24 protein-coding genes and 2 pseudogenes are annotated in these 25,793 nt (G+C 59.4%); 15 read left to right on the plus strand and 11 right to left on the minus strand.

Annotated features, from left to right (window positions below; all coding sequences use genetic code 11):
• Positions 1-415 precede the first annotated feature (415 nt).
• The 5 genes from WLQ66_RS08735 (at position 416) to WLQ66_RS08755 (ending at position 5,183) form a co-directional block, all read left to right on the plus strand.
• Positions 416-931, plus strand: a complete 516-nt coding sequence (locus WLQ66_RS08735; protein ID WP_340545935.1) for an Lrp/AsnC family transcriptional regulator — start codon at positions 416-418, stop codon at positions 929-931.
• Positions 932-1,071: 140 nt separating this feature from the next.
• Positions 1,072-2,211, plus strand: a complete 1,140-nt coding sequence (locus tag WLQ66_RS08740) for a glycine cleavage T C-terminal barrel domain-containing protein (RefSeq protein WP_340545936.1) — start codon at positions 1,072-1,074, stop codon at positions 2,209-2,211.
• Between the two features lie 27 nt (positions 2,212-2,238).
• A complete protein-coding gene (locus tag WLQ66_RS08745; protein ID WP_340545937.1) occupies positions 2,239-2,688 on the plus strand; it encodes an OsmC family protein in 450 nt (149 codons plus the stop codon).
• 23 nt (positions 2,689-2,711) lie between these two features.
• Positions 2,712-3,512: an enoyl-CoA hydratase gene (locus WLQ66_RS08750; protein WP_340545938.1), complete on the plus strand. Its 801-nt coding sequence runs from the start codon at positions 2,712-2,714 to the stop codon at positions 3,510-3,512.
• Positions 3,513-3,515: 3 nt separating this feature from the next.
• The gene (locus tag WLQ66_RS08755) at positions 3,516-5,183 is read left to right on the plus strand and encodes an acyl-CoA synthetase (RefSeq protein WP_340545939.1); all 1,668 of its coding nucleotides are present in this window, start codon (positions 3,516-3,518) and stop codon (positions 5,181-5,183) included.
• Positions 5,184-5,205: 22 nt separating this feature from the next.
• Here the strand turns inward: WLQ66_RS08755 and WLQ66_RS08760 are convergent, their stop codons facing one another.
• From WLQ66_RS08760 to WLQ66_RS08775, 4 genes are read right to left on the minus strand one after another with little or no spacing between them, the layout of a single operon-like run.
• Entirely contained in the window at positions 5,206-6,060 is an 855-nt protein-coding gene (locus WLQ66_RS08760) for a fumarylacetoacetate hydrolase family protein (protein ID WP_340545940.1), read from the minus strand.
• Between the two features lie 37 nt (positions 6,061-6,097).
• Entirely contained in the window at positions 6,098-6,538 is a 441-nt protein-coding gene (locus WLQ66_RS08765) for a ThuA domain-containing protein (RefSeq protein WP_340545941.1), read from the minus strand.
• Between the two features lie 18 nt (positions 6,539-6,556).
• On the minus strand, positions 6,557-6,925 hold the full coding sequence (locus WLQ66_RS08770; RefSeq protein ID WP_340545942.1) for an NAD-binding protein: 369 nt from the start codon (positions 6,923-6,925) through the stop codon (positions 6,557-6,559).
• A complete protein-coding gene (locus tag WLQ66_RS08775) occupies positions 6,834-7,349 on the minus strand; it encodes an NAD(P)-binding domain-containing protein (protein WP_444739778.1) in 516 nt (171 codons plus the stop codon). Before WLQ66_RS08775 ends, WLQ66_RS08770 begins: the two co-directional genes overlap by 92 nt.
• Here WLQ66_RS08775 and WLQ66_RS08780 point away from each other — a divergent pair.
• Positions 7,238-7,504, plus strand: a pseudogene (locus WLQ66_RS08780) (M24 family metallopeptidase); the annotation flags it as partial. The gene WLQ66_RS08775 and the pseudogene WLQ66_RS08780 sit on opposite strands and share 112 nt — an antisense overlap.
• 88 nt (positions 7,505-7,592) lie before the next feature.
• Positions 7,593-7,808 carry a hypothetical protein gene (locus WLQ66_RS08785; RefSeq protein ID WP_340546332.1) on the plus strand — a complete coding sequence of 72 codons (216 nt, stop codon included), beginning with the start codon at positions 7,593-7,595 and terminating at the stop codon, positions 7,806-7,808.
• Positions 7,809-7,840: 32 nt separating this feature from the next.
• On the opposite strand, the pseudogene WLQ66_RS08790 reads toward WLQ66_RS08785, so the two are convergent.
• Both WLQ66_RS08790 and WLQ66_RS08795 read right to left on the minus strand, forming a co-directional pair.
• Positions 7,841-8,422, minus strand: a pseudogene (locus WLQ66_RS08790) (IS5 family transposase); the annotation flags it as partial.
• A 66-nt stretch (positions 8,423-8,488) separates the two neighbouring features.
• Positions 8,489-8,908 carry a DUF4345 domain-containing protein gene (locus tag WLQ66_RS08795; RefSeq protein ID WP_340545943.1) on the minus strand — a complete coding sequence of 140 codons (420 nt, stop codon included), beginning with the start codon at positions 8,906-8,908 and terminating at the stop codon, positions 8,489-8,491.
• Between the two features lie 124 nt (positions 8,909-9,032).
• Between WLQ66_RS08795 and WLQ66_RS08800 the strand changes: the two genes are divergently transcribed.
• On the plus strand, positions 9,033-9,629 hold the full coding sequence (locus WLQ66_RS08800; protein ID WP_340545944.1) for a TetR/AcrR family transcriptional regulator: 597 nt from the start codon (positions 9,033-9,035) through the stop codon (positions 9,627-9,629).
• 206 nt (positions 9,630-9,835) lie between these two features.
• Here the strand turns inward: WLQ66_RS08800 and WLQ66_RS08805 are convergent, their stop codons facing one another.
• The gene (locus WLQ66_RS08805; RefSeq protein WP_340545945.1) at positions 9,836-11,002 is read right to left on the minus strand and encodes an MFS transporter; all 1,167 of its coding nucleotides are present in this window, start codon (positions 11,000-11,002) and stop codon (positions 9,836-9,838) included.
• Positions 11,003-11,115: 113 nt separating this feature from the next.
• Here WLQ66_RS08805 and WLQ66_RS08810 point away from each other — a divergent pair, with 113 nt between their 5' ends.
• The gene (locus tag WLQ66_RS08810; protein WP_340545946.1) at positions 11,116-12,426 is read left to right on the plus strand and encodes an aminotransferase-like domain-containing protein; all 1,311 of its coding nucleotides are present in this window, start codon (positions 11,116-11,118) and stop codon (positions 12,424-12,426) included.
• Between the two features lie 303 nt (positions 12,427-12,729).
• Here WLQ66_RS08810 and WLQ66_RS08815 read toward each other — a convergent pair whose 3' ends face one another.
• The gene (locus WLQ66_RS08815) at positions 12,730-15,846 is read right to left on the minus strand and encodes a cadherin-like domain-containing protein (protein ID WP_340545947.1); all 3,117 of its coding nucleotides are present in this window, start codon (positions 15,844-15,846) and stop codon (positions 12,730-12,732) included.
• Between the two features lie 225 nt (positions 15,847-16,071).
• On the opposite strand from WLQ66_RS08815, the gene WLQ66_RS08820 reads away from it, so the two are divergent.
• Together WLQ66_RS08820 and WLQ66_RS08825 are read left to right on the plus strand one after the other, a co-directional pair.
• Positions 16,072-17,370, plus strand: a complete 1,299-nt coding sequence (locus WLQ66_RS08820) for an MFS transporter (protein WP_340545948.1) — start codon at positions 16,072-16,074, stop codon at positions 17,368-17,370.
• Positions 17,367-19,046, plus strand: coding sequence for a sensor histidine kinase (locus tag WLQ66_RS08825; RefSeq protein WP_340545949.1), 1,680 nt, complete (start codon positions 17,367-17,369; stop codon positions 19,044-19,046). Before WLQ66_RS08820 ends, WLQ66_RS08825 begins: the two co-directional genes overlap by 4 nt.
• Here the strand turns inward: WLQ66_RS08825 and WLQ66_RS08830 are convergent.
• The gene (locus tag WLQ66_RS08830) at positions 19,016-19,666 is read right to left on the minus strand and encodes a response regulator transcription factor (protein WP_340545950.1); all 651 of its coding nucleotides are present in this window, start codon (positions 19,664-19,666) and stop codon (positions 19,016-19,018) included. The genes WLQ66_RS08825 and WLQ66_RS08830 overlap by 31 nt on opposite strands.
• 400 nt (positions 19,667-20,066) lie before the next feature.
• Here WLQ66_RS08830 and WLQ66_RS08835 point away from each other — a divergent pair, with 400 nt between their 5' ends.
• The 4 genes from WLQ66_RS08835 to tpiA all read left to right on the plus strand — a co-directional run bounded on the left by WLQ66_RS08835 (position 20,067) and on the right by tpiA (position 23,507).
• Positions 20,067-20,429: an SUF system Fe-S cluster assembly protein gene (locus WLQ66_RS08835; protein ID WP_340545951.1), complete on the plus strand. Its 363-nt coding sequence runs from the start codon at positions 20,067-20,069 to the stop codon at positions 20,427-20,429.
• Positions 20,430-20,801: 372 nt separating this feature from the next.
• Positions 20,802-22,073 (plus strand): glycerophosphodiester phosphodiesterase family protein, encoded by a 1,272-nt coding sequence (locus WLQ66_RS08840; protein ID WP_374015589.1) that lies wholly within the window; start codon positions 20,802-20,804, stop codon positions 22,071-22,073.
• A gap of 69 nt (positions 22,074-22,142) precedes the next feature.
• Positions 22,143-22,502 (plus strand): HesB/IscA family protein, encoded by a 360-nt coding sequence (locus WLQ66_RS08845; protein ID WP_340545952.1) that lies wholly within the window; start codon positions 22,143-22,145, stop codon positions 22,500-22,502.
• Between the two features lie 252 nt (positions 22,503-22,754).
• The gene (gene tpiA, locus WLQ66_RS08850; protein ID WP_340545953.1) at positions 22,755-23,507 is read left to right on the plus strand and encodes a triose-phosphate isomerase; all 753 of its coding nucleotides are present in this window, start codon (positions 22,755-22,757) and stop codon (positions 23,505-23,507) included.
• 202 nt (positions 23,508-23,709) lie between these two features.
• Here the strand turns inward: tpiA and WLQ66_RS08855 are convergent, their stop codons facing one another.
• Entirely contained in the window at positions 23,710-25,113 is a 1,404-nt protein-coding gene (locus tag WLQ66_RS08855) for a TRAP transporter large permease (protein ID WP_340545954.1), read from the minus strand.
• Positions 25,113-25,790, minus strand: a complete 678-nt coding sequence (locus tag WLQ66_RS08860; RefSeq protein WP_340545955.1) for a TRAP transporter small permease — start codon at positions 25,788-25,790, stop codon at positions 25,113-25,115. Before WLQ66_RS08860 ends, WLQ66_RS08855 begins: the two co-directional genes overlap by 1 nt.
• Between the last annotated feature and the right edge of the window lie 3 nt (positions 25,791-25,793).

Genomic DNA, 25,793 nt, shown 5'->3' on the forward strand with positions numbered 1-25,793 from the left:
GTGTATAGATAGCGACATTCGGAGCTGGCGCCCGTCTCCCCTGCTGGAACGCAACACAGCGTCCGAAGCGGCCAGAGGCTATGTTGTCTTGCAAGACTCTCCTCTCTGCAAATCCTGTCCAGCGTCCAGTCTGCAATCGGATGTTATGCAACTGCGATCCGGCTGCGGCTCGAAACCTTTTTCTGCTCCGGGTCGGCCTGCTCTGCCGTTGCGAAACGTCTACCCGCGACATGCTGATATCAAACGGAGATATGCCCCCTATTGGCGGACAACGCCGATCAGCTGGACGTGGTCGCGCTCATTTCGGTCGCAAAGCCACTGAGCTGACGGAGGGCTTTCAGGTAGGGATATCCTAATCTAGCATGTGATCGTCGGTCATATGACCGTGCTTCCACACAAAGAAAGACCAGAGCGAATGAAGAGACTTGCCCTTGATGCAGCAGACATCCGCATTCTCAGCGCGCTCCAGCAGCATGGGCAGTTGAGCAAGGCCAAGCTGGCAGAGCTGAGCGGGCTTTCCGCGACCCCCTGCTGGGCGCGGCTGACCCGGTTGAAAGCGGGCGGATACATTCGCGGCTATCATGCCGATATCGCGCTGGAGCGGCTCGCAGATTTCGCGCAGGTGATTGTGACGGTTTCCCTCAGCCGTCATCGAAAGGCTGATTTTGAGCGCTTTGAAGCTTTTCTCAACAGCCGGGATGAGATCATTGATTGCATCGCCACCGGTGGTGGGGTCGATTACATCATGAAGATCATCAGCCCCAGCCTCGCCGCGTTTCAAGACCTGATGGAAGATTTCCATGCCGAAGACCTCGGCATTGACCGCTACATGACCCATTTTGCCACGCGCCAAGTGAAATCAGCTTTGCCGAACCTCTCGAAATTGGCCACTGCAAGTCCGAAATTGCCGCTCTGGCCCAATCGGTCCTGATATGGCCCCCCAAACGGCCTGAATGGTCTGAGAAGTGATAATCTTCGGACCACTTTCGCGGCCTCTCCTGGACTACATCTCGCAAAGGTTTTGACAGTCTCCGATCAAAGCGGTCGGGGACAAAACGGGAGGTAGTTCCAATGCAAGCAGATGATTTCGGTTTCGGCACACAGATCCGCAAGTCGCCCTATTTTGACGCGACAGTGCGTTGGGGCGCGCAGGGGTTCTCCGTCTACAACCACATGTATATCCCGCGCGATTTCGGTGATCCCGAGCAGAACTTCTGGAACCTCGTGAATGACGCGATACTCTGTGATGTGGCCGTTGAACGGCAGGTTGAAATCACCGGTCCTGACGCGGCGAAATTCACCCAGATGCTGACCTGCCGCGATCTGTCGAAGATGGCGGTCGGCCAGTGCAAATACATCCTGATCACCAATGCCGACGGCGGCATTCTGAACGATCCGGTCCTGCTGCGTCTTGCCGAGAACCATTTCTGGATCTCTCTTGCTGATAGCGACATTCTTTTGTGGGCGCAGGGGGTTGCGGTCAACTCTGGCCTTGATGTCACGATTGGTGAGCCGGATGTCTCGCCGCTGCAATTGCAAGGCCCCAAATCCGGCGAGATCATGCGCGCGCTGTTTGGCGACGGGATCATGGACCTGCGCTACTACTGGCTGCGCGAAGTCGATCTGAACAGCATCCCGCTGATCGTGTCCCGCACCGGCTGGTCCAGCGAGCTGGGCTATGAAATCTACCTGCGCGACGGCTCCAAAGGCGATCTGCTGTGGGAAACCATTATGGCAGCCGGTCTGGAATTTGGCCTCAAGCCCGGCCACACATCCTCCATCCGCCGCATCGAAGGTGGGATGTTGTCGTATCACGCGGATGCCGACATGGGCACCAACCCCTTTGAGCTTGGGTTTGACCGGTTGGTGAACCTCGACATGGAGGCTGATTTCATCGGCAAGGCCGCGTTGCGCCGTATCAGGGACGAAGGTGTCAGCCGTAAGCAGATCGGCCTGATCATCGACGGCGATCCTCTTGCGGGTCCCAACACGACATTCTGGGACATCAATTCGGGTGGCGAAGCAATCGGCAAGGTCACCTCTGCGGTTTATTCCCCGCGTTTGGAGCAGAACATCGCCTTGGCCATGGTGTCAGCGGAACACGCCAACATCGGTGCACAGGTTGAGGTCGTCACGAAATCCGGCCCCGTCCGCGCAACAATCTGCGAGCGCCCGTTCTATGATCCCAAAAAACAGATCGCTGCCGCTTAACGTCCTGCTACATGAAAGAATACCGAAATGTCAGATCTCGCGATTGAGCTGCACTGGCAGCGCGCAGCGCCCGTATTGCAAACCGGTGCCTATTCGAACGAGCACACCGTGCAATACAACAACCGCTATGACCTGCTGGTCGATTCCGCCCCTGATTGGGGCGGAAACCCGGAGAACACAAACCCCGAACAGGCCCTCGCCTCGGCGCTGTCGAGCTGCCATATGATGACCTTTCTTGCGCTGGCCGCAAAGGCGGGCTGGCCGGTGGCCAGCTACCACGATTACGCCGAGGCCCATCTGGGCAAGAACCCCAAGGGCCAGATGTCGGTAACGCGGATTGATCTGCATCCGGTGGTGCGTTTTGACACCGGCTTTACGGTGGGCGACGCCGAACTGGCGCAGATGCAGGACCGCGCGCACCGCTACTGCTTTATTGCGAACACCCTCGCCGACAGTGTCGAAATCAACATTCTTTAGCGCTCGAATAAGGGATACCCCCCGTGACCACATCTGACATCCTGCTGCGCGTTCTGGACGGGACCGGAATATTGCGCCTGACCCTGAATGACGTGCGTCGGCGCAATGCCTTGTCCGAGGCGATGCTGGCGGAACTCGGTGCTGCGTTTGCAGCCGCCGGGACCGATCCAAATGTGCGGGTCATTGTCCTGGCGGCCAATGGCCCTGCGTTTTGTGCAGGCCATGACCTCAAGGAGATGACCGCTGGGCGTTTGAACGGAGATGGTGGTAAAGCCTATTTTGCCCATGTCATGGCGATGTGCGCAGGCGTGATGCAAGGCATCGTGAATTGCCCCAAACCCGTCATCGCTGAGGTCACAGGCATTGCAACGGCCGCAGGCTGCCAGCTGGTCGCAAGCTGTGATCTGGCCATTGCGGCGGACACGGCGCAATTCAGCACACCGGGTGTTCACATCGGGTTGTTCTGCTCCACCCCGATGGTGGCGCTGTCGCGCAATGTGGCGGACAAACACGCGATGGAAATGCTGCTGACCGGTGACCTGACCTCAGCCGCGCGGGCCGCCGAAATCGGCCTTGTGAACCGCGTCGCGGCACCTGACGCGTCGCAAACGGTAACGATGGAGTTGGCGCGCAAGATTGCGTCAAAATCCAGCATGACGCTGGCAACCGGCAAACGCGCCTATTACGCCCAGCGCGAGATGTCGCTGCCCGATGCCTACGATTACGCCTCTGCTGTGATGGTCGATAACATGCTGGCGCAAGACGCCGAAGAAGGGATCGAAGCGTTCATCGAAAAGCGCGCGCCCCAATGGCAGGACGCCTGAGCCATGACCGCAAACCCTTACAACACCGATCTGGACCGCAACCCGGCAAACTATCAGCCACTGACGCCGCTGACATTTCTGGAACGCGCGGCCTCGGTCTTTCCTGATCACACTGCGATCGTGCATGGCCCGTTGCGGCGCACTTATGCGGCGTTTTATGCGCGATCACGTCAGTTGGCCTGTGCATTGACAGAGCAAGGCATCGGGCGCGGTGACACGGTGTCGGCCCTGCTGGCCAATACGCCCGCAATGCTGGAATGCCACTACGGTGTTCCCATGTGTGGCGGGGTCCTGCATTCCGTGAACACACGGCTAGATGCGTCGGTGATTGCGTTTCAGCTGGACCATGCCATGTGCAAAATCGTCATCGTAGACCGCGAATTCATGCCCTTGATGCAGGATGCGCTGGCGCTGGCAACAGTGCGCCCGCTTGTCATCCAATACGACGACGCTGAATTCTGCGGACCCGTTACCGAGGCAGATGCGCAGGATTACGAGGCCTTCCTGTCGACGGGCGATCCTGAATTCGACTGGCTGATGCCGCTGGATGAATGGGACGCGATTTCGATCAACTACACATCGGGGACGACAGGCGATCCAAAGGGTGTGGTTTCGCACCACCGGGGGGCCTATCTGCTGGCGCAGGGCAATGCGCTGACGACGTCGATGGCGAAACATGCGGTCTATCTGTGGACGCTGCCAATGTTCCACTGCAATGGCTGGTGTTTCCCATGGACGCTGTCGGCGATCATCGGCACCCATGTCTGCCTGCGTCAGGTGCGGGCAGGACCAATCTGGGCCGCTTTGGCAGATGAGCACGTCACCCACCTGTGCGGCGCGCCAATTGTCATGTCGCTGATGATCTCGGCCCCCGAGGCCGAAAAGCGCCAACTTGATCATACCGTGCAATTCTTTACCGCCGCCGCCCCGCCGCCGGAGAAGCTGCTGGCGGATATGAAAACCTCAGGCTTTGACGTCACGCATCTCTATGGGCTGACTGAAACCTACGGCCCTGCCGTGGTGAATGACTGGCATCAGGACTGGTCCGATCTGCCGCCCGCCGAACAGGCCCGGCTGAAATCGCGCCAAGGCGTGCGCTATCTGCCGCTGGAAGGATTGGATGTGCTGGACCCGGACACAATGCTGCCCGTGCCGCGCGACGGGAAAACCATGGGCGAGGTGATGTTTCGCGGCAACGTCGTCATGAAGGGTTATTTCCGCAATCCCACAGCCACCCAAGAGGCCTTTGCAGGCGGCTGGTTCCATTCCGGCGATCTCGGCGTGCGGCACGCGGACGGCTATATTCAGCTGAAGGATCGCTCCAAGGATATCATCATTTCGGGCGGCGAGAATATTTCGTCCATTGAGGTGGAAGAAGCGCTTTATCGTCACCCCGCCGTCGCGATTGCTGCCGTGGTGGCCATGCCGCACGAAAAATGGGGCGAAACGCCCTGTGCTTTTGTGGAACTGGCTACAGGTGAACATGTAGATGCCGCCACACTGCGCGCGTGGTGCAAGGACCAGCTTGCGCCCTACAAGGTGCCCGGACGGTTCGTGTTCATGCCGATCCCGCGCACGTCAACCGGCAAGATCCAGAAATTCATCTTGCGCGATCAGGCCCAGAAGATCGCGGAAAACGCGCATGCAGGTCAAATGACACCGGCTCAGTAAGCCGGTGTCATTTGCGATCCTGTCAGGCTGGCAAAACCTTTGATCGTTGCTCGCCCAATCCGTCGATACCCAAGGTCACAACCTCCCCGCCGTGCAGATACCGCTGCGGGGATTGACCCATCCCCACGCCCGGAGGCGTGCCGGTTGAAATGACATCCCCCGACTGCAGGCTCATGAACTGGCTGCAATAGGACACGAGGTGCGGGATCTTGAAGATCAATGTCGCGGTTGATCCTGTTTGCATGCGTTTGCCATCCACATCCAGCCACATCCCCATGTTGTCCATGTCTGCGATCTCATCGACTGTGACGAGCCAAGGCCCTGTTGGCCCAAAGGTATCGCAGCCTTTGCCCTTGTCCCACGTGCCTGCCCGATTGAGCTGAAAATCGCGCTCTGACACATCGTTGATCACACAAAACCCTGCGACATGGTCCATCGCGTTGCCCTCGTCGATATAAGATCCCGGTTCGCCGATCACGACGCCCAATTCGACCTCCCAATCGGTTTTGACCGAACCGCGCGGGACCTGAATGTCATCATTCGGGCCGACCACCGCAGAGGTCCATTTGTTGAAGATGATGGGTTCTTCGGGGATCGGCATCCCCGCCTCTTCGGCGTGATCGGCGTAGTTCAGGCCGATGCAGACAAATTTGCCGATATTCCCGACACAGGCCCCAAGGCGCAGATCGTCCTGTGGTGTGCCGTCAACGAGCGGCAGCGTTTCCGGGTCCAGCCCGTGCAGCGCCTTCAGCCCAGCGGGGCGCAATGTCTCACCAGAGATATCCGGGACCACGCCCGACAGATCGCGAACGCGGCCTGACGCATCCAGAAGTCCGGGTTTTTCTGCGCCGGGCGCGCCGTAGCGGAGAAGCTTCATATCGTGTCCTCATAATTATGACTTGAATATCGTGTCATCAGGCAGCGCCACGTGCCGCCCACAGTACCCCACGGCGAATAATCTCGGTGACTTGCGGCACCTTCAGGTCGTCCAACTCGTGGCCGATTGAGCAATAGAAGACGCGGCCCTTGTTCCAGCGGCGTTTCCAGACAACCGGGATCACGGTGCCTTCGATCCACCACAGATGATCGCCCGAAAACGTCCTGGTCGCCAGGACCTCGTTCGATGGATCGACGAGCATATAGTATTGCTCGGTCGTCAGGCGGAAACTCTTAATGTCTTGCACAATCGGATCGTCGGGTTTGCAGATGGTCACATCGTAATCAATATGGTCTTCGCGCGGCTGCGGGTTGTCGGGCCATCCAAGGGGATGAGCCACAAACTGACCGCCGATCAGGAAATGATAGGTCGGGCGATCGTGGAACGCATCCCCCATATGCCCGTGCCAACCAGCCACCAATAAACAGCGCTGCTTTCATGGTGTATCCTTTCGCATGTAGGTCGATATCGACGCCATATCGCGGGCGCCATAACTTGCCTTTTCCGCCTCGATCAATTTGGCCAGTGTGGTTCGGCCTTGCGGCATCGCAGTGCCACGTCGATCTGCAAGCTGTGCCGTCACCTCCATGTCTTTGCGGGCCAGTGCCACGGTAAAGGTGACATCGTGATCTGCCTCGTTCAGATAGAGCGGACGCCGGTATTTGAGCATTGGCGCACAGGCCGCAGAGGCCACGATCACATCGAATGCCTGCTCAGACGTGATGCCGGAGGCTTCGGCCAGGGTCATCGTTTCGGCAAGCGTCTGAATAATCCCGTAGATCAGCGAATTCACCGCCAGTTTCATCACAGCCCCTGCCCCGGACTGACTGACTGAGATAGATGGTTTGTCGGCTCACCGCATCGAATATGGCCGCAAGATCAGCATCTTCGTCACGGCAGCCGGCCATGACCAGCAGATCTGCACTTGCAGCAGCTTGTGTCGCCCCGGAAACCGGCGCATCAATCACCCGGATATTCTCTGGCGCCGTTGCGACCAGATCGGCGATGTGGTCAGGGCTCATCGTGCCCATTTCCACCAAGGTCGCGCTGCCTGTCGAGGCAAACAATCCGCCGCGTCCGAGATGCACTGCATAAGAGGCCGCGCCATCGGCCAACATCGTCACAACGATGTCAGCCCGCGCCGCCAGATCCACAGGGGTCTGCGCTGCCAGACAGCCTTCGGATTTTGATCCGACCCGGCGATCAGGCCTTCTTTGATATCCTGCAATCCTATCAGGGATATCGCACCTGCTACTACCGCAGGTTCAACGTCGGCCGCGCGACCCCAGGGCAGAATGACGCCTATGTGAAGGCGCGCGAATGGATTGATGCCTCCATCGCGACGATCAAACCCGACGTCTCCACCGACAAGGTGGCCGAGGTTTGACCAACAGCCCAGAAGCTCGGCTTTGCAAATGAAGATCAGGGCGTTGGGCACCAGGGCTGCCGCAGTATGCGCCGACTTTTCCTATATGGGTCAAGCCGGGGCCGAGGACGTGATAGGCTTTGCCGTCGGCGCGGTGCTGGTGGCCCTGCTGCTGGTCGCCACCCCCGCAGGCAGCATCACCCTGCCGGTGCTGCTGCTGATCTACGCCACCCTCTCCCTGATCGCCTGGCTGGTCTTGCGCCACTTCTTCAAGGGCCCCAAAGGCCAGGTGAAACACTTCGACCACGATATCAACGATTGAACAAAGCCCCGTCCGGTCTGCACTGGGCGGGGATCCCCGAGCAGCCAAACGACATTTGGGAGACCACTGAGCAGCGCCCGCGCGCCGATGTAGTCGCACCTGACCGTCGGTAACGAACAGATCGAGCGGGTGCCCTGGCTGTCGAAGATGGCATGCAGCTTGGTGTTCATTCTACACTTGCCTCGCCCCCTCTCGGGACATTGCTGCGCAATGCCCTGCCGGGCAAGGGATCAGGCGGCCGCACCTCCCTTCGTCGGTGAATTGATCCACTGGATCAGTTCCTTATCCTCCATAGTTCGCGGCCATGCTGATCGCTGTGCGGTGGGCTTTTAGATACGTCGCGTCGATCATCACGGCCTGTTCTTCGCCGTGCCCGGCGGCCAGGCCCGCCATCATCCGCGCGAAGATGCCTTTCTCGCTTCAGCGCGTTCAGCGGCTGTAGAGAGTCTTATGCGGGCCGTACTCCCGAGGAGCATCGCACCAGCGCAACCCATCGCGATTGATAAAGATACTCCGCTCAACACACGTCGGCCATCAACGCGGGGCTCGCCGTGGGACTTGGGAAAGAAGGGCTCAAAGCGCGCCACCTGGGCATCCGTCAGCCAAAAAATCAGACAATTCACCGCTCCGTTTCGGAACCGTGAATCACGCGTTGCAGCAGAAACCTTCTGATCCTGACCCTAGGCCTCTCGTTCGGCAGACACCATCAGCCACCATGCAAGTAGCGGAAAACCAACAAGCTCGAAGGCGAACGAAGGGGCAATGGCAGCGCTGAATACCCCGCCGGTGTCCATGGCGCTTAGTCGGAACAGACCCGCAACTGCGATCATCGCCGACAGAATGATCAAGGTTGGGCGAAGCTGGCGCATTGCAAAACCTCCGATCATGAACACAGCACCGACGCCAAACCAGACACCACCAATAAATCGTATGTGACTATCTTGAGCATGGAATGTTGCCGCATCGGTGATCGAAACGAAATCACGTGTCGATTGCCATCCCAGTGTCTTTATCCCGCCAAGGCCGACGTTCAAACCTAGGAGGACAATGACGGCACCAATGATCACGACGACCGCGTTCAGTAGTTTGATCTTCTTCATTTCATGTCTCCTAGAGGTTGGCGCTGAGGCTGAATAATAATTGGTACGCGTTCCATATTAATGAAAACTTGACATTGCAATATTTATTTGGGACGCGTTCCAGATTAAATTGGAGTGTCCAACCATGGCTAGACGCGCTGGCAGACCTCGCCGAAGCGAGACCGATATCCTTGGATTCCAGGCAAAAATTGGGAAGCACGCGCTTGAGATTTACCAAGCAGAAGGCTTCGAAGCGATTTCAATCCGGCGTCTGGCGAAGGAGGTTGGATGCGCGCCGATGACGATCTATGCGCATTTCGAGGGCAAGACAGATATCCTGCGATACCTTTGGGCGGACGTCCTATCGGACATGTCAGATGAAATCCGGAAGACGCTAACGGTTATCGCTGCTCCAAGTGAACGGTTGCAGTCGGCGGCACAAACCTTTGTCGCCTATTGGACCAATCATCCCGATCATTTTCGACTTGTCTTTATGTCCAACGACGTGAACCGCGCGGATGTCAGTACCTTCGTGAGCGATGAGAAGACTCTGGCACATTTCGCAGTCTTTTCAGATTTGATCCGAGAGGTTCTTCCGGACGCAGCCGATGTTCGAGTGAGGACCGACACGCTCATATCGGGAATGATCGGCATTGCTCTTTGCATGAACACTATCCCTGATTACCCTTGGGTCGATGCACCACTGATGACCGAACGTTTATTAAAAAGCGTCGTTGCATAAGCCGATAGGCAGTTTCGGAATGAGACAGACTTCCATGCGATCAGCAGCATTGGACACAGTGGGCCGGTAGCATACTTGAGGCGATGCGGCGCCGAGAGACCAGCCCAAGCTTGTCCCAGGCCAACCGTGATAGGCTCAGGCCCGCCGAAATCACCCAATGCCGCACCTTAGACGGACCGTGGCTTTCAAAACTAGCGGTTGCGCTGCTACCCAGCATTGACAGCGGCGCTGGACGGGACGGGTCGCCGTTGCCATAGCATAACGATGATCGCTGTCGCCACGATCTGGACAGATGCGAAAACGATCATGGCCGACAGCAGGCCGAGCCTATCCGCCAGTGCGCCGCTGGCAATCACGGGCAGCGAGAAGCCGAAATAGGCATAGACGAAGAGACCCGCCGTCGCCCGCGCCCGATCATCCGGCGCATGTAACGAGACCTCTGCCAGAGCGGCGAGATAGGTAAAGCCATAGCTGGCCGCACTGGTGATGCAGGTGCCGATCAGAACAAATGCCAGAACCTTCAGCCAGACACCGGCCAGAAGAACGAGAAAGCCGAGCGGGATCAGGACAAACCCGAGGGCGAGCGCCCGTTCGTTGGTCATGCGGCGGGCAATCGGCTGGCACAGAAAGCCCACGAAGATCGCAAGAAAGATGACAAGGCCCGTCCAGCCGCCAAGGTCGTTCGCGGCGAGTTCCAGCGGAACAACCGCAATGGTCATACCTGTCGTGGACCAGGCCAGCGCCATCGCGGCCCCGAAAACCCAAACGCCAGCCGGGAACACCGGAAGGCGCAGAACCGATACCGACTTGGGCGTGTCGACCCGCGGCAATGCAAGGACAAGGACCGCAAGCACCGGTGCTGCCACAAACAGCGCAATATAGCTCGCAGGCAGCAAACTTGGCCCCTGCACACCAAGGCTGATACCGGTCGCCAGAGCGCCACCACCAAAGCCGAGAGATGTTGCGGAGGTGACAATCAGAGCGGCGCTCCTTGCGCGCTCCGCGCCGCGAATTTCCGTCATATAGGCGGTTCCGGCAGTCGTCGCGAGACCTGTCCCGATCCCGAGCAGGAAGCGCGCGATGACCAGGCTTGTCCAGCTTGGCACCTGCACCAGCAGCGCGGTTGCGACGACTCCGAAGATCAGCGCCAGTGTAATCGGAACCCGGCGACCGATCCGATCCGATAGCCCGCCCACCAGCAGCAGCGTCGGCATGAGACCTCCGACATAGGCCGCGAACGCGACCGTCACTGCCGTCGCCCCAACATCGCTTTCGGCGGCATAGACATCATAGAGCGGAGCCTGAAGGTTCACGGCGAATGTCACCGTGAACAAGCCAAAGGCAAGAAGCGAAATCGGGATGAGTTTGGACATGGGGTGGACCTTGAAGGTTGACTTCAGATCGGAATGCCATGAGCCTCTAAATATGACAATTTTTCTATTGTACTAATTACATTGAAGAGATGAGGAAATCCAGATACATACGCTTGGCCGACATGCTCTCGGCAGTGATCCGGCAGGGCAAGCTTGCCCCGGGCACCAAACTCCCGACACATCGGGCGTTTGCGGAGCAGTTCAACGTCGCCCTCGCCACGGCGACGCGCGCCTACGGGGAGCTTGAACGTCGCGGGCTGATTGTCGGCGAGGCTGGTCGCGGCACCTATGTGCGCGACCTTGACCTGCCGACGACGCTTGGTGTTCGACAGACCGTCAGCGATGGTCTCGTCGACCTCGTCTTCAACATGCCGGGTGACGCAGCCGATGCAGATATGCTGCGTGCTGGCCTTCGGCGGCTTGCGACCACGGGTGATCTTGAGGCGATGCTGCGCTACCAGCCCCATGGCGGACGCACCCACGAACGCCGGATCATCGCCGAAAATCTCACATCAACGCTTGGTCCCATTGATCCCGAATGCCTGTTGGTCACCTCCGGTGGCCAGCATGGATTGGCCATCATCGCCCTTGGGCTATTTCAACGCGGTGACGCCATCGCTACCGACACGCTGACCTACCCCGGCTTCAAATCCATCGCGACATTGCAGGGGGTTGACCTTATCCCGGTTGACGGGCGGGACGGCGTGATGAGCCCGGATGATCTGGACAGACAGTGCCGCGACCGAAAGATCCGGGCAATCTATCTGATGCCCACCGTCCATAATCCCCTGGGCGCAGTCATGGACGAACCAACGCGCCACCGTCTGATCGGCGTCGCGCGCAAACATGATCTTCTGGTGATCGAGGACGCTGCATACGCCTTTCTGGAGCCGGACCCGCCGCCGAGCCTCATCTCGCTTGCGCCGGAGCGTACCGTTCATGTGGGCGGCTTCTCCAAGAGCCTCGCCACGGGGCTACGCCTGGGATACGTGATCGCCCCTGCAAACCATTGCGACAGACTGCTTGAAGCGATCCGGGCGACAACATGGAACACCCCGGCGCTCATTTCCGGTCTGGTCACGGGCTGGGTGGAAGATGGCACGCTGGTGGCTTCGGAGGAAAACCGCAGACGGGATGGCGCTGAGCGCCAGCAGCTCTGCCGGACCGCGTTGGGTGGCGCGCGCATCCTGTCGCACCCGAATGCAGGTTTTGCCTGGCTGCCGTTGGAAAAGGGTGGCCGCGCCGAGCCTATCGTCACACGTCTGAAAGAACACGGCATCTCGGCATCGGGAGCAGACCCCTTTGCGACAACCGTTGCTGTGCCACAGGCATTGCGGCTCGCTTTCGGTGGCATTTCAAAGAGTGAGTTGAGGGAGGTTTTCCAGACCGTCCGAAAAGCCGTCGAGGAAACTTCGATAGCCTAGGGAAGCTCCGGCACCGGCTGTCGAGCGAATACCGCGAACTGACGTTTGCCGCCGGTTCATCTTAGGTGCCGCTTGCTGACGGCACATCCGGCAAAGGGGGGAATGAGCATTGGCAGCCGTGTCATGCCAAACGTCCAACACTCCGCACCCATCCGAAAGGCAGGGCTTCAGACACGGGCGGCCTCATCGGCCAGAAACGCCCCCTGACACCAGACACGTATGGCGAATGGACAGTTGCAACCGCAAACCGTGCGAAAGCAGGCACCTTGATGTGGTGCCTGCTTCGATTGCTGTACTGGTCCCCTAGGCAAACAGGATGTCATCTGATCCCAAAATGGTGATCGTCACAGTTTCCGTGTCCAGACCGCCATCGCCGTCATCGACCGTGTAGGCAAAGCTGTCTGTGGCCGTCTCCCCGCTGTTCAAATGCTCGAACATACCGTCTGCGGAATAGGTGAACGTGCCGTCGCCGTTGTTGATGACATCGCCAAGGGTGCCGCTGTCGTCAATCGTGAACACAAAGGTATCGCTGTCAGGATCGGTGACATTTGCTGCAACCGTGACCGAGGGGCTGGGGCCATTCAGGGTTGAGCTGAACTGAACCCCGTCCACGCGCAGATCATCGGTCCGCGCATACTCATAGTTAAGCGGGCCGACCGAAATCTGGGCATCCACCGTGACACCGCCTCCAAGATCCAAGCCTGCGATGTCCAGCTCGATGCTGTCGATGTTCTGATTGGTGTCGGCAAACAAGATCCACTGAGGGTTCGACAGGTCGACATCGCCGTTGCCCCCGTTGATGACCCAATCGGTCGAGGCGATTGTCTGTCCCGTCCCATCCACGAACACCTCGCCCGCGAATGCCCAGCCGGTGCTATTGGGGTTGGGCTGGACGATCACCCCGTTGCCCTCGCTGAGATACTGCGCGGCGATCTGATCAAAGGTGAAATTCGCGCCCCCGTCGCGCTGGATAGACGCCGCCGTGCCCGTGTCGAAATCGTAGACATAGAAACGCCCGGCATTGGGGATCGTTTGGGCCCCGACGCTGTCGGAACTGGCGACCTGCGGATCTTCGTCGACAGTGCCTGTCACCGCTTGTGCCACCGGAGCGTCATTTGTGCCGTTCACTGTGAACGACAGGGTTTGCGTGTCAGAGCCGCCGTTGCCGTCCTGCACGGTTACATCATACTCAATCATCAGCGTCTCGCCCGCGGCCAGATAGGCCGCATCCACCGCGCCTATGTCAAAAGCCCAGTCCACAGAGCCGGACGCTTGCGCTGCGGTGCTGTTCACGCTGAGCTCGATCAGGGCCAGCGCCTGCGCCGAGGTCAGCCCGCCTGCATCGCCAACAAAGCGCACCGCATCAATCTCTGCCGTGTGCTCATCCGTGACATCGACATCGTTGAATTCAATCGTGCCCTGACGGGTGATCTCCATATCGTAGTCAAGGCCGACAAAGTAATTGGTCTCGTTGTCACCATCACTCGCCAGAAACAGCTTGAGACCCAAAGACGGATCAATCGCGTTGGTTTGATCGGGTGTTGAGGACGCCGGGTCAAAGCCATCAAACGTGCCAATCAGCGCACCCGAACTGCTGAACACCGAGATGACATCGCTGAGACCGTCGAGGACGATTTCGAGGCTAAAGGTATTCTGCTGCCCGCCGCTCAGATTGAGTAGGTTCAGCTCAATCGCACCATCCTGTAGCGAGTCTCCCGGCTGCGAGTCCGTCTTGAGCTCGCCGTTATACAGGCGTCCCGCCCTGCTGTTGACAGAGAAATACGACATCTGGCCGACACCATCGGTGAGACCAAAAAAGACGTCCTGATCGCCGCCTGTCCGTGCGACTTCACCCTGAACAGTCACGACGACCTTGTCGTTCGCCTCCAGCGCGCCTTGCTCGACAATATCAAAAACGGTGTGTGGCGCACGCCTGTCTTCGGTGTTGATATTCACCCGCATCGCATCCTGACCGCCGACCGTCTGGATCGAAGCCGTGCCGCTTGTGGGATCAAAGGCCTCGATGAAATCTTGCGCGTCAAAGCTGCCGGTTGTGGTAAAGCCCGCGCCGATCTCTTCCACCAGATCAGAGTTTGCGACATTGATGATCGGCGCGTCGTTCTGGCCGGTGACGGTGATCGTCACGGTTTCGGTCGCAGTGCCGCCATTGCCATCATCCACAGTGTAGGTGAAGCTGTCGGTTGCTGTCTCTCCAACCGCGAGGCTGTCAAACGCGCCGCTGGGGTCATAGCCAAACGTGCCATCGCCGTTGTCGGTGACCGCGCCAAGCGTGCCTGTGGTGTCGACGCTGAACGTGTGGCTGTCAGCGGCATCGACATCTGTGAAGTCCGCCGCAATGGTGATGGCAGGACCGTCTTCGTCGGCAGTATCGGTTACCGCCATGGCAACCGGCGCGTCGTTCTGGCCGGTGACGGTGATCGTCACGGTTTCGGTCGCAGTGCCGCCATTGCCATCATCCACAGTGTAGGTGAAGCTGTCGGTTGCTGTTTCTCCAACCGCGAGGCTGTCAAACGCGCCGCTGGGGTCATAGCCAAACGTGCCATCGCCGTTGTCGGTGACCGTTCCCAGCGTAGCACTCGTGTCGATGCTGAATGTGTGGGTGTCGGTGGCATCCACGTCCAAGTAATCAGCCGAAACGGTGACGGCCGGGCCGTCTTCGTCAACGGTCGCAGACACGGCCATGGCTACAGGGCCGTCGTTTTGTCCTTCGATCACGATATCATAGGTGACAGTTGTGATATTGCCTTCGTCATCCGATATCACCAGCGTCACGGTTTCGGTTGTGCTCTCGCCCGCGCCGAGACTGTCGTAGGCGGTCCCGGGATCAAAGGACAGGCTTGCACCGCCGCCGACCCCGATTTGGCTGGTCTGGCTGGCTCCACTGTCCTGCGCCGTCAATGTCCCGCCGCCGGTAACACTTGCCGATACCAGTTCCACCGATGTCCCATCCAGATCGTAGTAGTCCACCTGGAACTGCAGCGCGTCACCTTCCGACGTGCTCAAACCCTCATCGCGCAGGATCACCAGAGGCGCGTTGTCGCCCGCCAGATCAAATGTGAAATCGTCGAATTGCAGCACTTCAAAACTGTGCAGAAAATCGCAGCCGTCCTCGCCCTGGACATAGGTCCAGGGTCCACGGCCAAAACCTGAAACCTGATAGTCCAGCACAGAACCGGAAAAAACCGCAGTGTCCCGTCCCTTGCCACCAAACATGACATCGTTGCCGCCGCCGCCTTCCACGGTGTCGTCACCTCGTCCGGTATAGATACGGTCACGGTACTCGGAGCCGGTGACATCATCGTTTCCCCGGCGCGTCCAGATGAATTGTCCACGGGATGCGTCCGACGCATCTACTTCCATATCAGTATTTCTCAGATAACCACGACCGCGATATCCCATGGTGATACTCCGTTATTGTCATTGGACAGCTTTCGGGCCCCATCCCCTAGCCTTCCTGCGACCTCTGATCCGAGACCAGAAACACGCAAAAACAAGCTAATTTTTAATAAGTTAAGGATGGGAGCGACAATCACCCGAACGGGTGATTTTTATGGGCGAAACAGAAAGTTATTCCATTGGAAACAGTAATGCGTTCAAGATAACCCAAATGAGTTGGGGGAGATAATGAGAACCACCAATCGGGTTATGAGCGGCTGGCAGCTTTTCTGTTTCAGCGTTCTCAGCGCACCATTGGCCATGGTCAGCTTCGCAATCGTGAGCTTTGCGCCAACCTTTTACGCAATAGACATGGGGTTGGGGCTGGCGGTTGTAGGGGCCGTGTTTATGTTTGGTCGCTTGTTTGACGTGTTCACGGACCCATTGATTGGAGCGCTGAGCGATCGGACCTTCGGCGCACGCGGCCCCCGAGTACCGTGGATGCTGTTTTCTTTCCCCGGGGTTTTGCTGTTTGCCTGGTTGCTGCTCTCGCCCCCGGATGGGGTTGGTCCGGTGTATCTGTTCTGTGTGATCTCCGGCTATTTGCTTTTTGTGACCGCTTTTGATGTGCCTTACTCCAGCATTGGTTTGGAGATTTCTCCCAATGTGCACGAGCGCTCGGTGCTGGCTGGCACCAAGGCTGTGTTTCAAATCCTGGGCGCCCTGGCCGCGTCACTGGCGCCCGTGATCATTGGGGCGCAGATGGGTCTGTCGCTGCGCACATTGGCGCTGGCCTTTCTCATAACGATGCCTGTCGCGATGGCGTTTTTTCTGATCTGGGCGCCGCGACAGCAAAGCCGGGAGGCCCGGACCCGTTTAAGCCTGTGGACTGCGTGGCGTAACTGCTTGCAGGAGCGCGCGTTTCGCAGGCTGATGATTGCGTTCTTTGCCGTGCAGGCAGCCAACGCGATGACGGTCGGCCTATTGGTGCTGTTTGTCAGCCATGTTCTGAATGCACCTGCGGTGGTGGGTCAGATGTTCTTGCTGCTGCTGGTGGGCACGGCAGTCTTTGTGCCACTGTGGATCTGGCTTTCCAGCATGATCGGCAAGCGCCGAACTTGGACAGTCGCGATCACGATTTGCGCCGGTGTCTTGTCGGGCTGCTACATGGTTGGCGCCGGCGACATCCTATTGATGCAGGTGATCTGTGTCGGCCTGGGGGCCTGCATGACCTGTGATGCGGTGATGCCAACGTCGATGCTTGCAGATATCGTCGCTCGGGATGAAGCCGACAGCGGCTACCCAAGAGCTGCCAGCTATTTGGCCCTGAAAAACGCGGCTTCCAAGATGGCCTTTGTTGCGCCAATGGGGATCGCTTTTCCGATCCTGGGTTTGGCCGGTTTCGACAAATCCGGCGTAAATGGCCCGGAGACCTTTGGCATCCTGCTATTCTTCTTTGCCGGGCTTCCCGCTGTGCTGCGGCTGGCGGTTGCAGGATATCTCTGGCGCCGGGCAGGTGATGTGACGGTCACAACCACCCCAGCATGAGCCAGGCCCTTGTTCCACCGACCCCGGTCGAAATACGGGCAGAAGAAGCCCGTATGTTGCGAGAGCGGGCCAGAGGTTCCGCCCGCTTCGCCTTTACTCTGATTGCCTTGATCGCCGTCAGCCTCGCCTCCGTGCGTCTCTACCGCGAGGCGGTCCTATGGGCGGGCCTTGCTTCGATTATGGTGGTGATCACGGTTCTCTACGCGCGCGCCTGGCCTCAGGCAGAGGAGACCCCGGAACAGGTTGATCGGTACCTGATGGGCCACATCGCGATCTCAGCCTTTACCGGCCTGGTTTGGGGCATTTGCGCGATCCAGTTGGCCAGCCCGACATCTGAACTCCAGACTTTTATGGCGGGGCTGTTTCTGACATCAATCACCGCCGGTGGGGTCATGGCAGGAACCGTGTACCGGCCTGGCTACCTCGCCATTGCCATATGCTCACTCCTGCCGTTCGGCCTGTTTCTCTTGATCACAACAGATGGCGTGATCCGTATCTATGGCGGGTTCATCCTGTTCTATTTCAGCTTCTGTTTCGCCACCAATTTAACGGCCAGTCAAAAGACAAGGGATGCGCTCGCAGCCCAATTGGTCAGTCGGCAGGCTGAAAAGGCTTTGGAGCAATTTGCCGAAGCCGCCAGGCACCAACACGCGGCCAAACGTTCCCTGAAGGCAATTCAGCACGATATGACCCAGCCTCTATTGGCCCTGCGCAACTTCCTGGCCGAGATGGATCGCCAGGCCACTTCGCCGGAACAGGCGGTCTTGGTGCGCCAAATCCGATTTGCATTGATCAGTCAGGAGGCGCTGGTCGAGGAGCTTTCGAATGTGGAGCAACCCGCATCAAGACTGACGCATACCGAAATCGACGTGGCAGATCTGCTGTCTCGGCTGGACGAGGAGTATCGCCCGCAATTTGCCGCAATAGGCTGTGATTTCGTAGTAAAAAATGATCTGGGGATCATCGAGAGTGACCGCGCCAAGCTGGAGCGCATCCTGCGAAATTTCCTGAGCAACGCAGTAAAATACGGGGCCTCCGGCGGGTATGTGCAGCTGTCGGTTTTCGTGACCGGCGACGAGAGCTGGTGGCAGGTCACGGATCGGGGCAGAGGCATGACACAGGACCAGATTCAGGCGGTGCGCCAACGCGAAAACCTGCCCGCAACCCGCAATGGCCAGGGGTTGGGACTGGGCATCGTACGGGAACTTGCCCAAGAGCTGGGCGGCACATTTGAGATCAAGTCCAGCACAACCACAGGCACGCAGGTGTCGCTGCGACTGTCACACCGGCCTGTCGAGGTCGCGCGCGATCAGGCCTTTGTCCTGGTTATTGGGCAGGATACCCTTCCGAACATGGGCGCATGGGCGGATCTGGTCTCGTCCTGGTACTGGAAATTTGCCCATGCGGACACCTGCCAAGGAGCGGCAGACGCGATCACGCTGCTGGGACAAGTCCCCGATCTGATTGTATTGGATCCCGTCGCCGGGCAATCGTTTTCCGAAAGCGAAATCAGTGACCTACAGCAATTCGCGCCGACGACCTATCTCTTGCGTGCCCCGGTCGGCGATGGGCACGGTCAAGACATGAACGGGATCGAATTGCCGGACCGGGAAGTCAACCTGCGGCGGGCGCTGGAAAGCCGCCTTCAGAACAGCGCCAATTCGCGCGCCCTTTGAACCGCTGCGGCGCGGTTGCCCACAGAGAGTTCCCTGAAGATCGTTTTGGCATGAGTTTTGACAGTGTTCTCGCTGATTGAAAGGGCGCGGGCGATGCTCTTGTTGGTGTAGCCTTCCGCCATCATCGACAATATGCGCTGCTGTTGCGGCCCGAGTTTCGGGCGAACGATCGTGTCCATTCCATCAGATTGGAACATCGTACGACGGGCGCCATTCTCAATAGATTTGGCCGGTAGCGGCCCCTCATCGACGGCAGCAAGGATCGCGTCCAGCAAAACCTGCTCTTCACACGATTTGTGGACAAAGCGAAACGCTCCGACCATCTGGGCATTGGTCCGTGTTTTCGCATCTTCCGACGCCGACAGAACGATCACCTGAACGCCAATATTGCGCGCGCGCAACGCGCCGATCAGCGCGATCCCGTTGAACGGCTTCATCGCCAGATCAGTGATGACCACATCCCAGGTTCGACCGCTGTCTATCTCTGCCAAAAAATCGGTGGCCGTCGTGAAACTCGTCACGTCCAGGTCCAAAGCGCTGCTCTCGAACACGTAGGAGAGCCCCTGCAAGAAAATCGCATGATCATCAATTATGGCGAGGCGGATCGAAGCAGTTTCCACTCATTATCCCCCTTTCAGTCATCTGTTTTTGGACCAATTTCTATTGAAAATCTTATTTGATGCAGAGAGCAATTCCATTGTTACGGAGTGCCGCATTTTTCTTCAGCAAGTGACCTTTTTAGAAGTTGAAGGACAACTCTCACCCTCGATCAGCGTTTTGCCCCACAATGAGCGGCTGCCTTATTTGCCAAAAACAACTCCAATCGTTGCGCATGTGCAGCCTGGTCAGCCAGGCTCCCCTGTCCCTGCCTGCATCGGGCCGGAACCCGCCCCGGCCCGCTCATCCCTCAGTTTCACCAAGCCTGCAATCTCGACCATCTCGTAGCTGCCACCGATCCGCCACTGGACCCCCGGCCCCGGCTTCCCTATATAAACAGTCAGGAAACGAACCGAGGCCCGAATGACCAACGCATCCGAACCGCTGGAAGGCACACCGCTGATCGCCCCCTCCTCTGTCAGCCACGAGCTGTACGAGCCTGTGGTGGACGCTTGCCGGTCCGTCTATGACCCCGAGATCCCGGTCAATATCTACGAGCTGGGCCTGATCTACACGATCGACATCTCTGCCGAGAATGACGTGAAGATCATCATGACCCTGACCGCCCCCGGCTGTCCCGTGGCTGGCGAGATGCCGGGCTGGATCGTGGATGCCGTCTCGCCGGTGCCCGGCGTCAAGAGCGTCGATGTCGAACTCACCTGGGAGCCGCCCTGGGGCATGGACATGATGTCCGATGAGGCCCGCCTCGAACTGGGCTTCATGTGAGCCCACGCAGGAACGATCTGGCCTGATCCCGCGCTCGCCCATCGTTGCGTCCGCACCGACCATCCGCAACGCGGCAGCGCTTCTGGCCTGCCGCGTTTGTCATATCCGCCGCGAGGCTGCACTCCCTGCCGCCATTGCCGACCGCCCCGACGCCCGACCCGACGCCCCGTGGCCGTCCCGTGGCGCGATCATAACGCAGGATAAATGCGCCTCCCCCTGCCCGCCCCCTTGCCCCGAGGGCGCATCCCCCCGTAATATCGGCCTTATTATTGGCGGCACCTCAGCCGCAGCCGCCCGATCCTCCGCGACAGCTGCCCCGGCAGCGCGCAACACCACCCGCGGGCGCGCGCACCCAATTTGGAGTTCCATATTTTGCCCCGCATCTTCGCCTGCCCGACGTCGCTGATCGCACTTGCCCTTGCCGCACCGCTCCTGACCGGCCCTGCCCTGACCAGCCCCGCCCTTGCCGACACCGCGCCCGAGGCGATGAGCCTCAGCTACGGCCCGCGCCCCGCGTATCTGGTCGCAGCCCTGCCCGAAGGCCCGCTGAAAACGAAGCTGCAATCCTGCGCCGCGCAGACCCCGCATGCCACCGAGTTCTCCATCGCACACCGCGGCGCGCCACTGATGTTTCCCGAACACACGGTTGAGGGCAACCGCGCCGCCGCCTCCATGGGCGCCGGGATCCTGGAATGCGACGTGACCTTTACCAAAGACCTGGAACTGGTCTGCCGCCATTCGCAGAACGATCTGCACACCACCACCGATATCCTCACCAGCCCCCTCGCCGAGCGCTGCACCCAGCCCTTTACCCCGGCCAGTGCCGAAACCCCCGCCACCGCCGAATGCCGCACCAGCGATCTGACGCTGGAAGAGCTGATGACCCTGCAGCCAAAGATGGACAGCAGCGACGCCACCGCCACCAGCGCCAAGGCCTTTCAGGGCGGTCTGGCCCCCTGGCGCAGCAATCTGCATCAGGGCGAGGCAACACTGCTCAGCCATGCCGACAGCATCGCCCTGTTCCGCGAGCTGGGCGCCCGTTTCACGCCCGAACTTAAGGCGCCCGCCGTCGCCATGCCCTTCAACGGGATGACACAGGAAGCCTATGCGCAGAAACTGATCGACGCCTATGTCGCCGCCGGCATCCCTGCGGCGGATGTCTGGGTGCAGAGCTTTGACCTCAGCGATATCAAATACTGGCTCACCCATACGCCGGAGTTCGGCCGTCAGGCGGTCTATCTCGACGACCGCTTTGCCCGCCATGACGCCGATGAGGGGCAGATTGATCCGATGGATCCCGCAACCTTCCGACCCTCGATGCAGGAGCTGAAGCAGATGGGCCTCAATTACATCGCCCCACCGATCTGGATGCTGCTGACGCTTGATGGCGACCGGATCGTGCCCTCCGCCTATGCACGGGCCGCGCAGGAGGCCGATCTGAACATCATCACCTGGACGCTGGAACGCTCCGGTCCGCTGACCAGCGGCGGCGGATGGTATTTCCAGTCGATCTCGGATGCGGTGACCTCGGATGCGGCCGTCTACCAGGTCCTTGATGTGCTGGCTCAGGATGTGGGTGTTGTCGGCGTATTCTCCGACTGGCCCGCAACAGTCACCTATTATGCCAATTGCATGGGGCTTTGACCCCTCCCCCCTTGAGCCTGCGCCATCGCCCCCCTAAATTGGAGGTAACGCTCGATAGTGGAGACAGAGATGTTCGGCATTCCCGGCAAACAAGCGGTGACCATCACCGACAAGGCAGCGGCCCAGATCGCCAAGCTGATGGACAAGGGCGGCCATTCCGGCCTGCGCATCGGCGTGAAAAAGGGCGGCTGCGCCGGCATGGAATATACGATGGAATATGTCGACACCCCCGATCCCAACGATGAGGTGGTCGAACAGGATGGCGCCCGTGTGCTGATTGCACCGATGGCGCAGATGTTCCTGTTCGGCACCGAAATCGACTATGAGGTCTCGCTGCTGGAGGCCGGGTTCAAATTCAACAACCCCAATGTCTCCGAGGCCTGCGGCTGCGGGGAATCAATCAGCTTCAAGGATATGCCCGCAGGCTGACCTGCCAGCCCCGATGGACTGGGGCAGATGCAAATCACAACCCAGACGTGCAGCCTGAAAAAATAGACGCCCCATTGCCGTTTTTCGCAGCCTTGGCGCGCAACTTCGGTATTGTTCAACATGTGCAGGCCACAGGCTCCATGCGAACAGGCGAATTGTTCCCCAATCCGAACAATGCTAGGACAGGCCAAGCAGCAAGCTGTCCCCCATCAGGGGCATGAAGGCAGCACCGATTTTGAGGGAGATACGCAGATGCGTCGCAAGATGGTCGCAGGCAACTGGAAAATGAACGGCACCGCAAGTGCGCTGACCGAGCTGGGCAATCTGGCCTATAGCTGCAAGTCGGCCAAAGCCGAAGTGGTGATTTGCCCCCCGGCAACGCTGCTCTACCGGGCAGCCAATGTCTGCGTCGACAGCAAGGTCGACATCGGCGCCCAGGATTGCCATAGCGCGACCTACGGTGCCCATACCGGCGACCTCAGCGCCGAAATGCTGCATGACGCCGGGGCGAGCGCGGTGATTCTCGGCCATTCCGAACGGCGTGCCAATCACGGCGAGACCGATGACATGGTCCGCGCCAAGGCCAGGACCGCCATTGCAGCGGGACTCACCGCCATCATCTGCGTCGGCGAAACGCAGGACCAGCGCGAGGCCGGCAAGACGCTGGAGGTGGTTCGCGCCCAGCTGGCAGGCTCGCTGCCGGACGACACCAGCGGCACGAGTGTGGTGGTCGCCTATGAACCGGTCTGGGCTATTGGCACCGGCAAAGTGCCCACGGTCGAACAGATCGCAGAGGTGCACAACGACCTGCGCGCAAGCCTCGTCAAACGCTTCGGCGGTGAAACCGCCAATGCCATCCGACTGCTCTACGGCGGCTCGGTAAAATCCAGCAATGCCAAGGAGATCTTCGCGGTGGCCCATGTCGACGGCGCGCTGGTCGGCGGCGCCAGCCTGAAGGCTGCGGATTTCGCCCCCATTGTCGCGGCTCTCGACGCCAGCGACTGAACGCGCCTGACGGCGCGGCCTCCGGCGGGAGTATTTGGGGAAAGATGACATCGCCCCGTGCCCGCTTTTCACCTTTCGCAAAATACTCTGGGGTGAATGCGCGCCAGCGCAGAGGGGCAAAGCCCCTGACATAACGCCAGACAGAAAAAGGCCCGGGACACTCTCCCGGGCCTTTTCATATGCGGGGGGATGCGCCGCAGCGCTACTTTGTTATGATCTCCGGCCCCATCACCGCATTGGGCAGCACCGTCGATATCCACGGGATATAGGTGATCATGATCAGGAACACGAAGAGCACCGCCAGGAACGGCAGCGCCGCCCGCACCACCGCCATCATCGGCATCCCCGCAACCCCGGAGGTCACAAAGAGGTTCAGACCAACCGGCGGGGTGATCATGCCGATCTCCATGTTGACCACCATGATGATGCCCAGATGAATGGGGTCGATCCCCAGTTCAATCGCTATCGGGAACACCAGCGGCGCCACAATCACCAACAGCCCCGACGGCTCCATGAACTGACCACCGATCAGCAGGATCACATTGACCACGATCAGGAACATCACCGGACCAAAGCCGGCCGACAGCATCGCGGTGGCAATCTGCTGCGGCACCTGCTCATCGGTCAGCACATGTTTGAGGATCAGCGCATTGGCAATCACAAACAACAGCGTCACCGTCAGCTTGCCTGCCTCAAACAGGGCATGGCGCGTATCGGCGTGAAAGAAGGACGGGATGAAATAGACCACGGTCTGCCCCAGCATCTTGGGCAGCATGGTCACAAACTGCCCCAGATCCTTCGGTTTTGGCGCCGTTTTCAGCGGCCCCATGTCGCGGTAGACAAAGGTCGCGACAAAGAAGGCATAGACCGACGCCACAGCCGCTGCCTCTGTCGGGGTGAAAATCCCGCCATAGATGCCGCCCAGGATTATCCCGATCAGCAGCAGACCAACCGAGGCATTGGCCGCCGAGGCTGCAACTTCCCCCCAGCCCAGCCATTCGCCCTTGGGCAGGTTCTTCACCTTGGCCATCACATAGATGGTCACCATCAGCATGAACCCGGCCATCAGGCCCGGAATGACGCCCGCCAGGAACATCCGCCCCACCGAGACCTCAACCGCCGCCGCATAAACCACCATCACAATCGACGGCGGGATCAGGATGCCCAGCGTGCCCGCGTTACAGATGACACCAGCCGCGAACTCCTTGCTGTAGCCGACCTGACGCATCCCGGCGATCACAATGGATCCGATGGCCACCACGGTGGCCGGTGACGACCCGGACAGGGCCGCAAACAGCATACAGGCAAAGACGCCGGCAATCGCCAGACCACCCGGCAGATGACCGACACAGGCGATCGAGAACCGGATGATCCGCCGCGCCACGCCGCCGGTGGTCATGAAGCTTGACGCGAGGATGAAGAAGGGGATCGCCAGCAGCGTGAAATGCCCCTCGAAGGCTTCAAAAAGCGTGCCCGCAACCGACGCCAGCGAGCTGTCGGAATAGATCAGCAGGAACAGCGTCGAGCTGAGGCCAAGCGCCACCGCGATCGGAACCCCGATCAGCAATAGGCCGATGACCATGGAAAACAATAGGACGACATCCATCAGTCGTGCTCCCCGCGCTGCGCCTGAACCTCGGCAATTTCATCTTCGACCTCATGGCTGGCCACCAGACGATCGACATCGCCGCGCAGGATCTGCACCGCCGCTTGACCAAAGCGCAGCAACATCAGCAGCATCGACAGCGGCAGCACCACATAGGGCACCACTTTGGGCAGTTTCTCGTAAGAGTCGCCGTAGTTGATCAGCTCTTCGAGAAATCCGAACACCGCCACCATCGGCACATCCTGCACCTCGTAGAAGCTCTGGCTGCGCGCTGACATGTCAAAACCGGTGGGAAACCAGCGCCCGGAGGTGGGCGGCAGATCGGCAAACACCGCCCAGTAGTCATAGGCGCCCTTCAGCAGCAGCAGCGAAAACACCAGGCAGCAGCCGACCGAGATCAGCCCGATCACCCGGCGCGCCGGCGCCGACACCATGTTGAGGATCGCATCAACCCCCAGATGGGCATGGACCTTCACCGCATAGGATGCGCCCAAGAGCACCAGCCAGGCAAACAGGAACACCGTCAGCTCCAGCGCCCAGAGAATATTGGAATTGAACACAAATCGTGCCACCACATTGGCAAATGTGATCAGGGTCATCAGCCCCAGCAGCAGCGCAATCAGTGTCTCTTCGAGTGTATTGATAAGCCCGGTCGGGCCAGGTTTTGCCCCCGCCATATC

This window comes from Phaeobacter sp. A36a-5a (assembly GCF_037911135.1).
In the GTDB taxonomy this organism is placed as follows: domain Bacteria; phylum Pseudomonadota; class Alphaproteobacteria; order Rhodobacterales; family Rhodobacteraceae; genus Phaeobacter; species Phaeobacter bryozoorum.

Coding starts and splice junctions, on each gene's coding strand:
- WLQ66_RS08735 (WP_340545935.1), top strand. CDS start 416: ATGAAGAGACTTGCCCTTGATGCAGCAGACATCCGCATTCTCAGCGCG.
- WLQ66_RS08740 (WP_340545936.1), top strand. CDS start 1,072: ATGCAAGCAGATGATTTCGGTTTCGGCACACAGATCCGCAAGTCGCCC.
- WLQ66_RS08745 (WP_340545937.1), top strand. CDS start 2,239: ATGTCAGATCTCGCGATTGAGCTGCACTGGCAGCGCGCAGCGCCCGTA.
- WLQ66_RS08755 (WP_340545939.1), top strand. CDS start 3,516: ATGACCGCAAACCCTTACAACACCGATCTGGACCGCAACCCGGCAAAC.
- WLQ66_RS08760 (WP_340545940.1), bottom strand. CDS start 6,060: ATGAAGCTTCTCCGCTACGGCGCGCCCGGCGCAGAAAAACCCGGACTT.
- WLQ66_RS08770 (WP_340545942.1), bottom strand. CDS start 6,925: ATGAAACTGGCGGTGAATTCGCTGATCTACGGGATTATTCAGACGCTT.
- WLQ66_RS08785 (WP_340546332.1), top strand. CDS start 7,593: ATGGGTCAAGCCGGGGCCGAGGACGTGATAGGCTTTGCCGTCGGCGCG.
- WLQ66_RS08795 (WP_340545943.1), bottom strand. CDS start 8,908: ATGAAGAAGATCAAACTACTGAACGCGGTCGTCGTGATCATTGGTGCC.
- WLQ66_RS08800 (WP_340545944.1), top strand. CDS start 9,033: ATGGCTAGACGCGCTGGCAGACCTCGCCGAAGCGAGACCGATATCCTT.
- WLQ66_RS08805 (WP_340545945.1), bottom strand. CDS start 11,002: ATGTCCAAACTCATCCCGATTTCGCTTCTTGCCTTTGGCTTGTTCACG.
- WLQ66_RS08815 (WP_340545947.1), bottom strand. CDS start 15,846: ATGGGATATCGCGGTCGTGGTTATCTGAGAAATACTGATATGGAAGTA.
- WLQ66_RS08820 (WP_340545948.1), top strand. CDS start 16,072: ATGAGAACCACCAATCGGGTTATGAGCGGCTGGCAGCTTTTCTGTTTC.
- WLQ66_RS08825 (WP_340545949.1), top strand. CDS start 17,367: ATGAGCCAGGCCCTTGTTCCACCGACCCCGGTCGAAATACGGGCAGAA.
- WLQ66_RS08835 (WP_340545951.1), top strand. CDS start 20,067: ATGACCAACGCATCCGAACCGCTGGAAGGCACACCGCTGATCGCCCCC.
- WLQ66_RS08845 (WP_340545952.1), top strand. CDS start 22,143: ATGTTCGGCATTCCCGGCAAACAAGCGGTGACCATCACCGACAAGGCA.
- tpiA (WP_340545953.1), top strand. CDS start 22,755: ATGCGTCGCAAGATGGTCGCAGGCAACTGGAAAATGAACGGCACCGCA.
- WLQ66_RS08855 (WP_340545954.1), bottom strand. CDS start 25,113: ATGGATGTCGTCCTATTGTTTTCCATGGTCATCGGCCTATTGCTGATC.
- WLQ66_RS08860 (WP_340545955.1), bottom strand. CDS start 25,790: ATGGCGGGGGCAAAACCTGGCCCGACCGGGCTTATCAATACACTCGAA.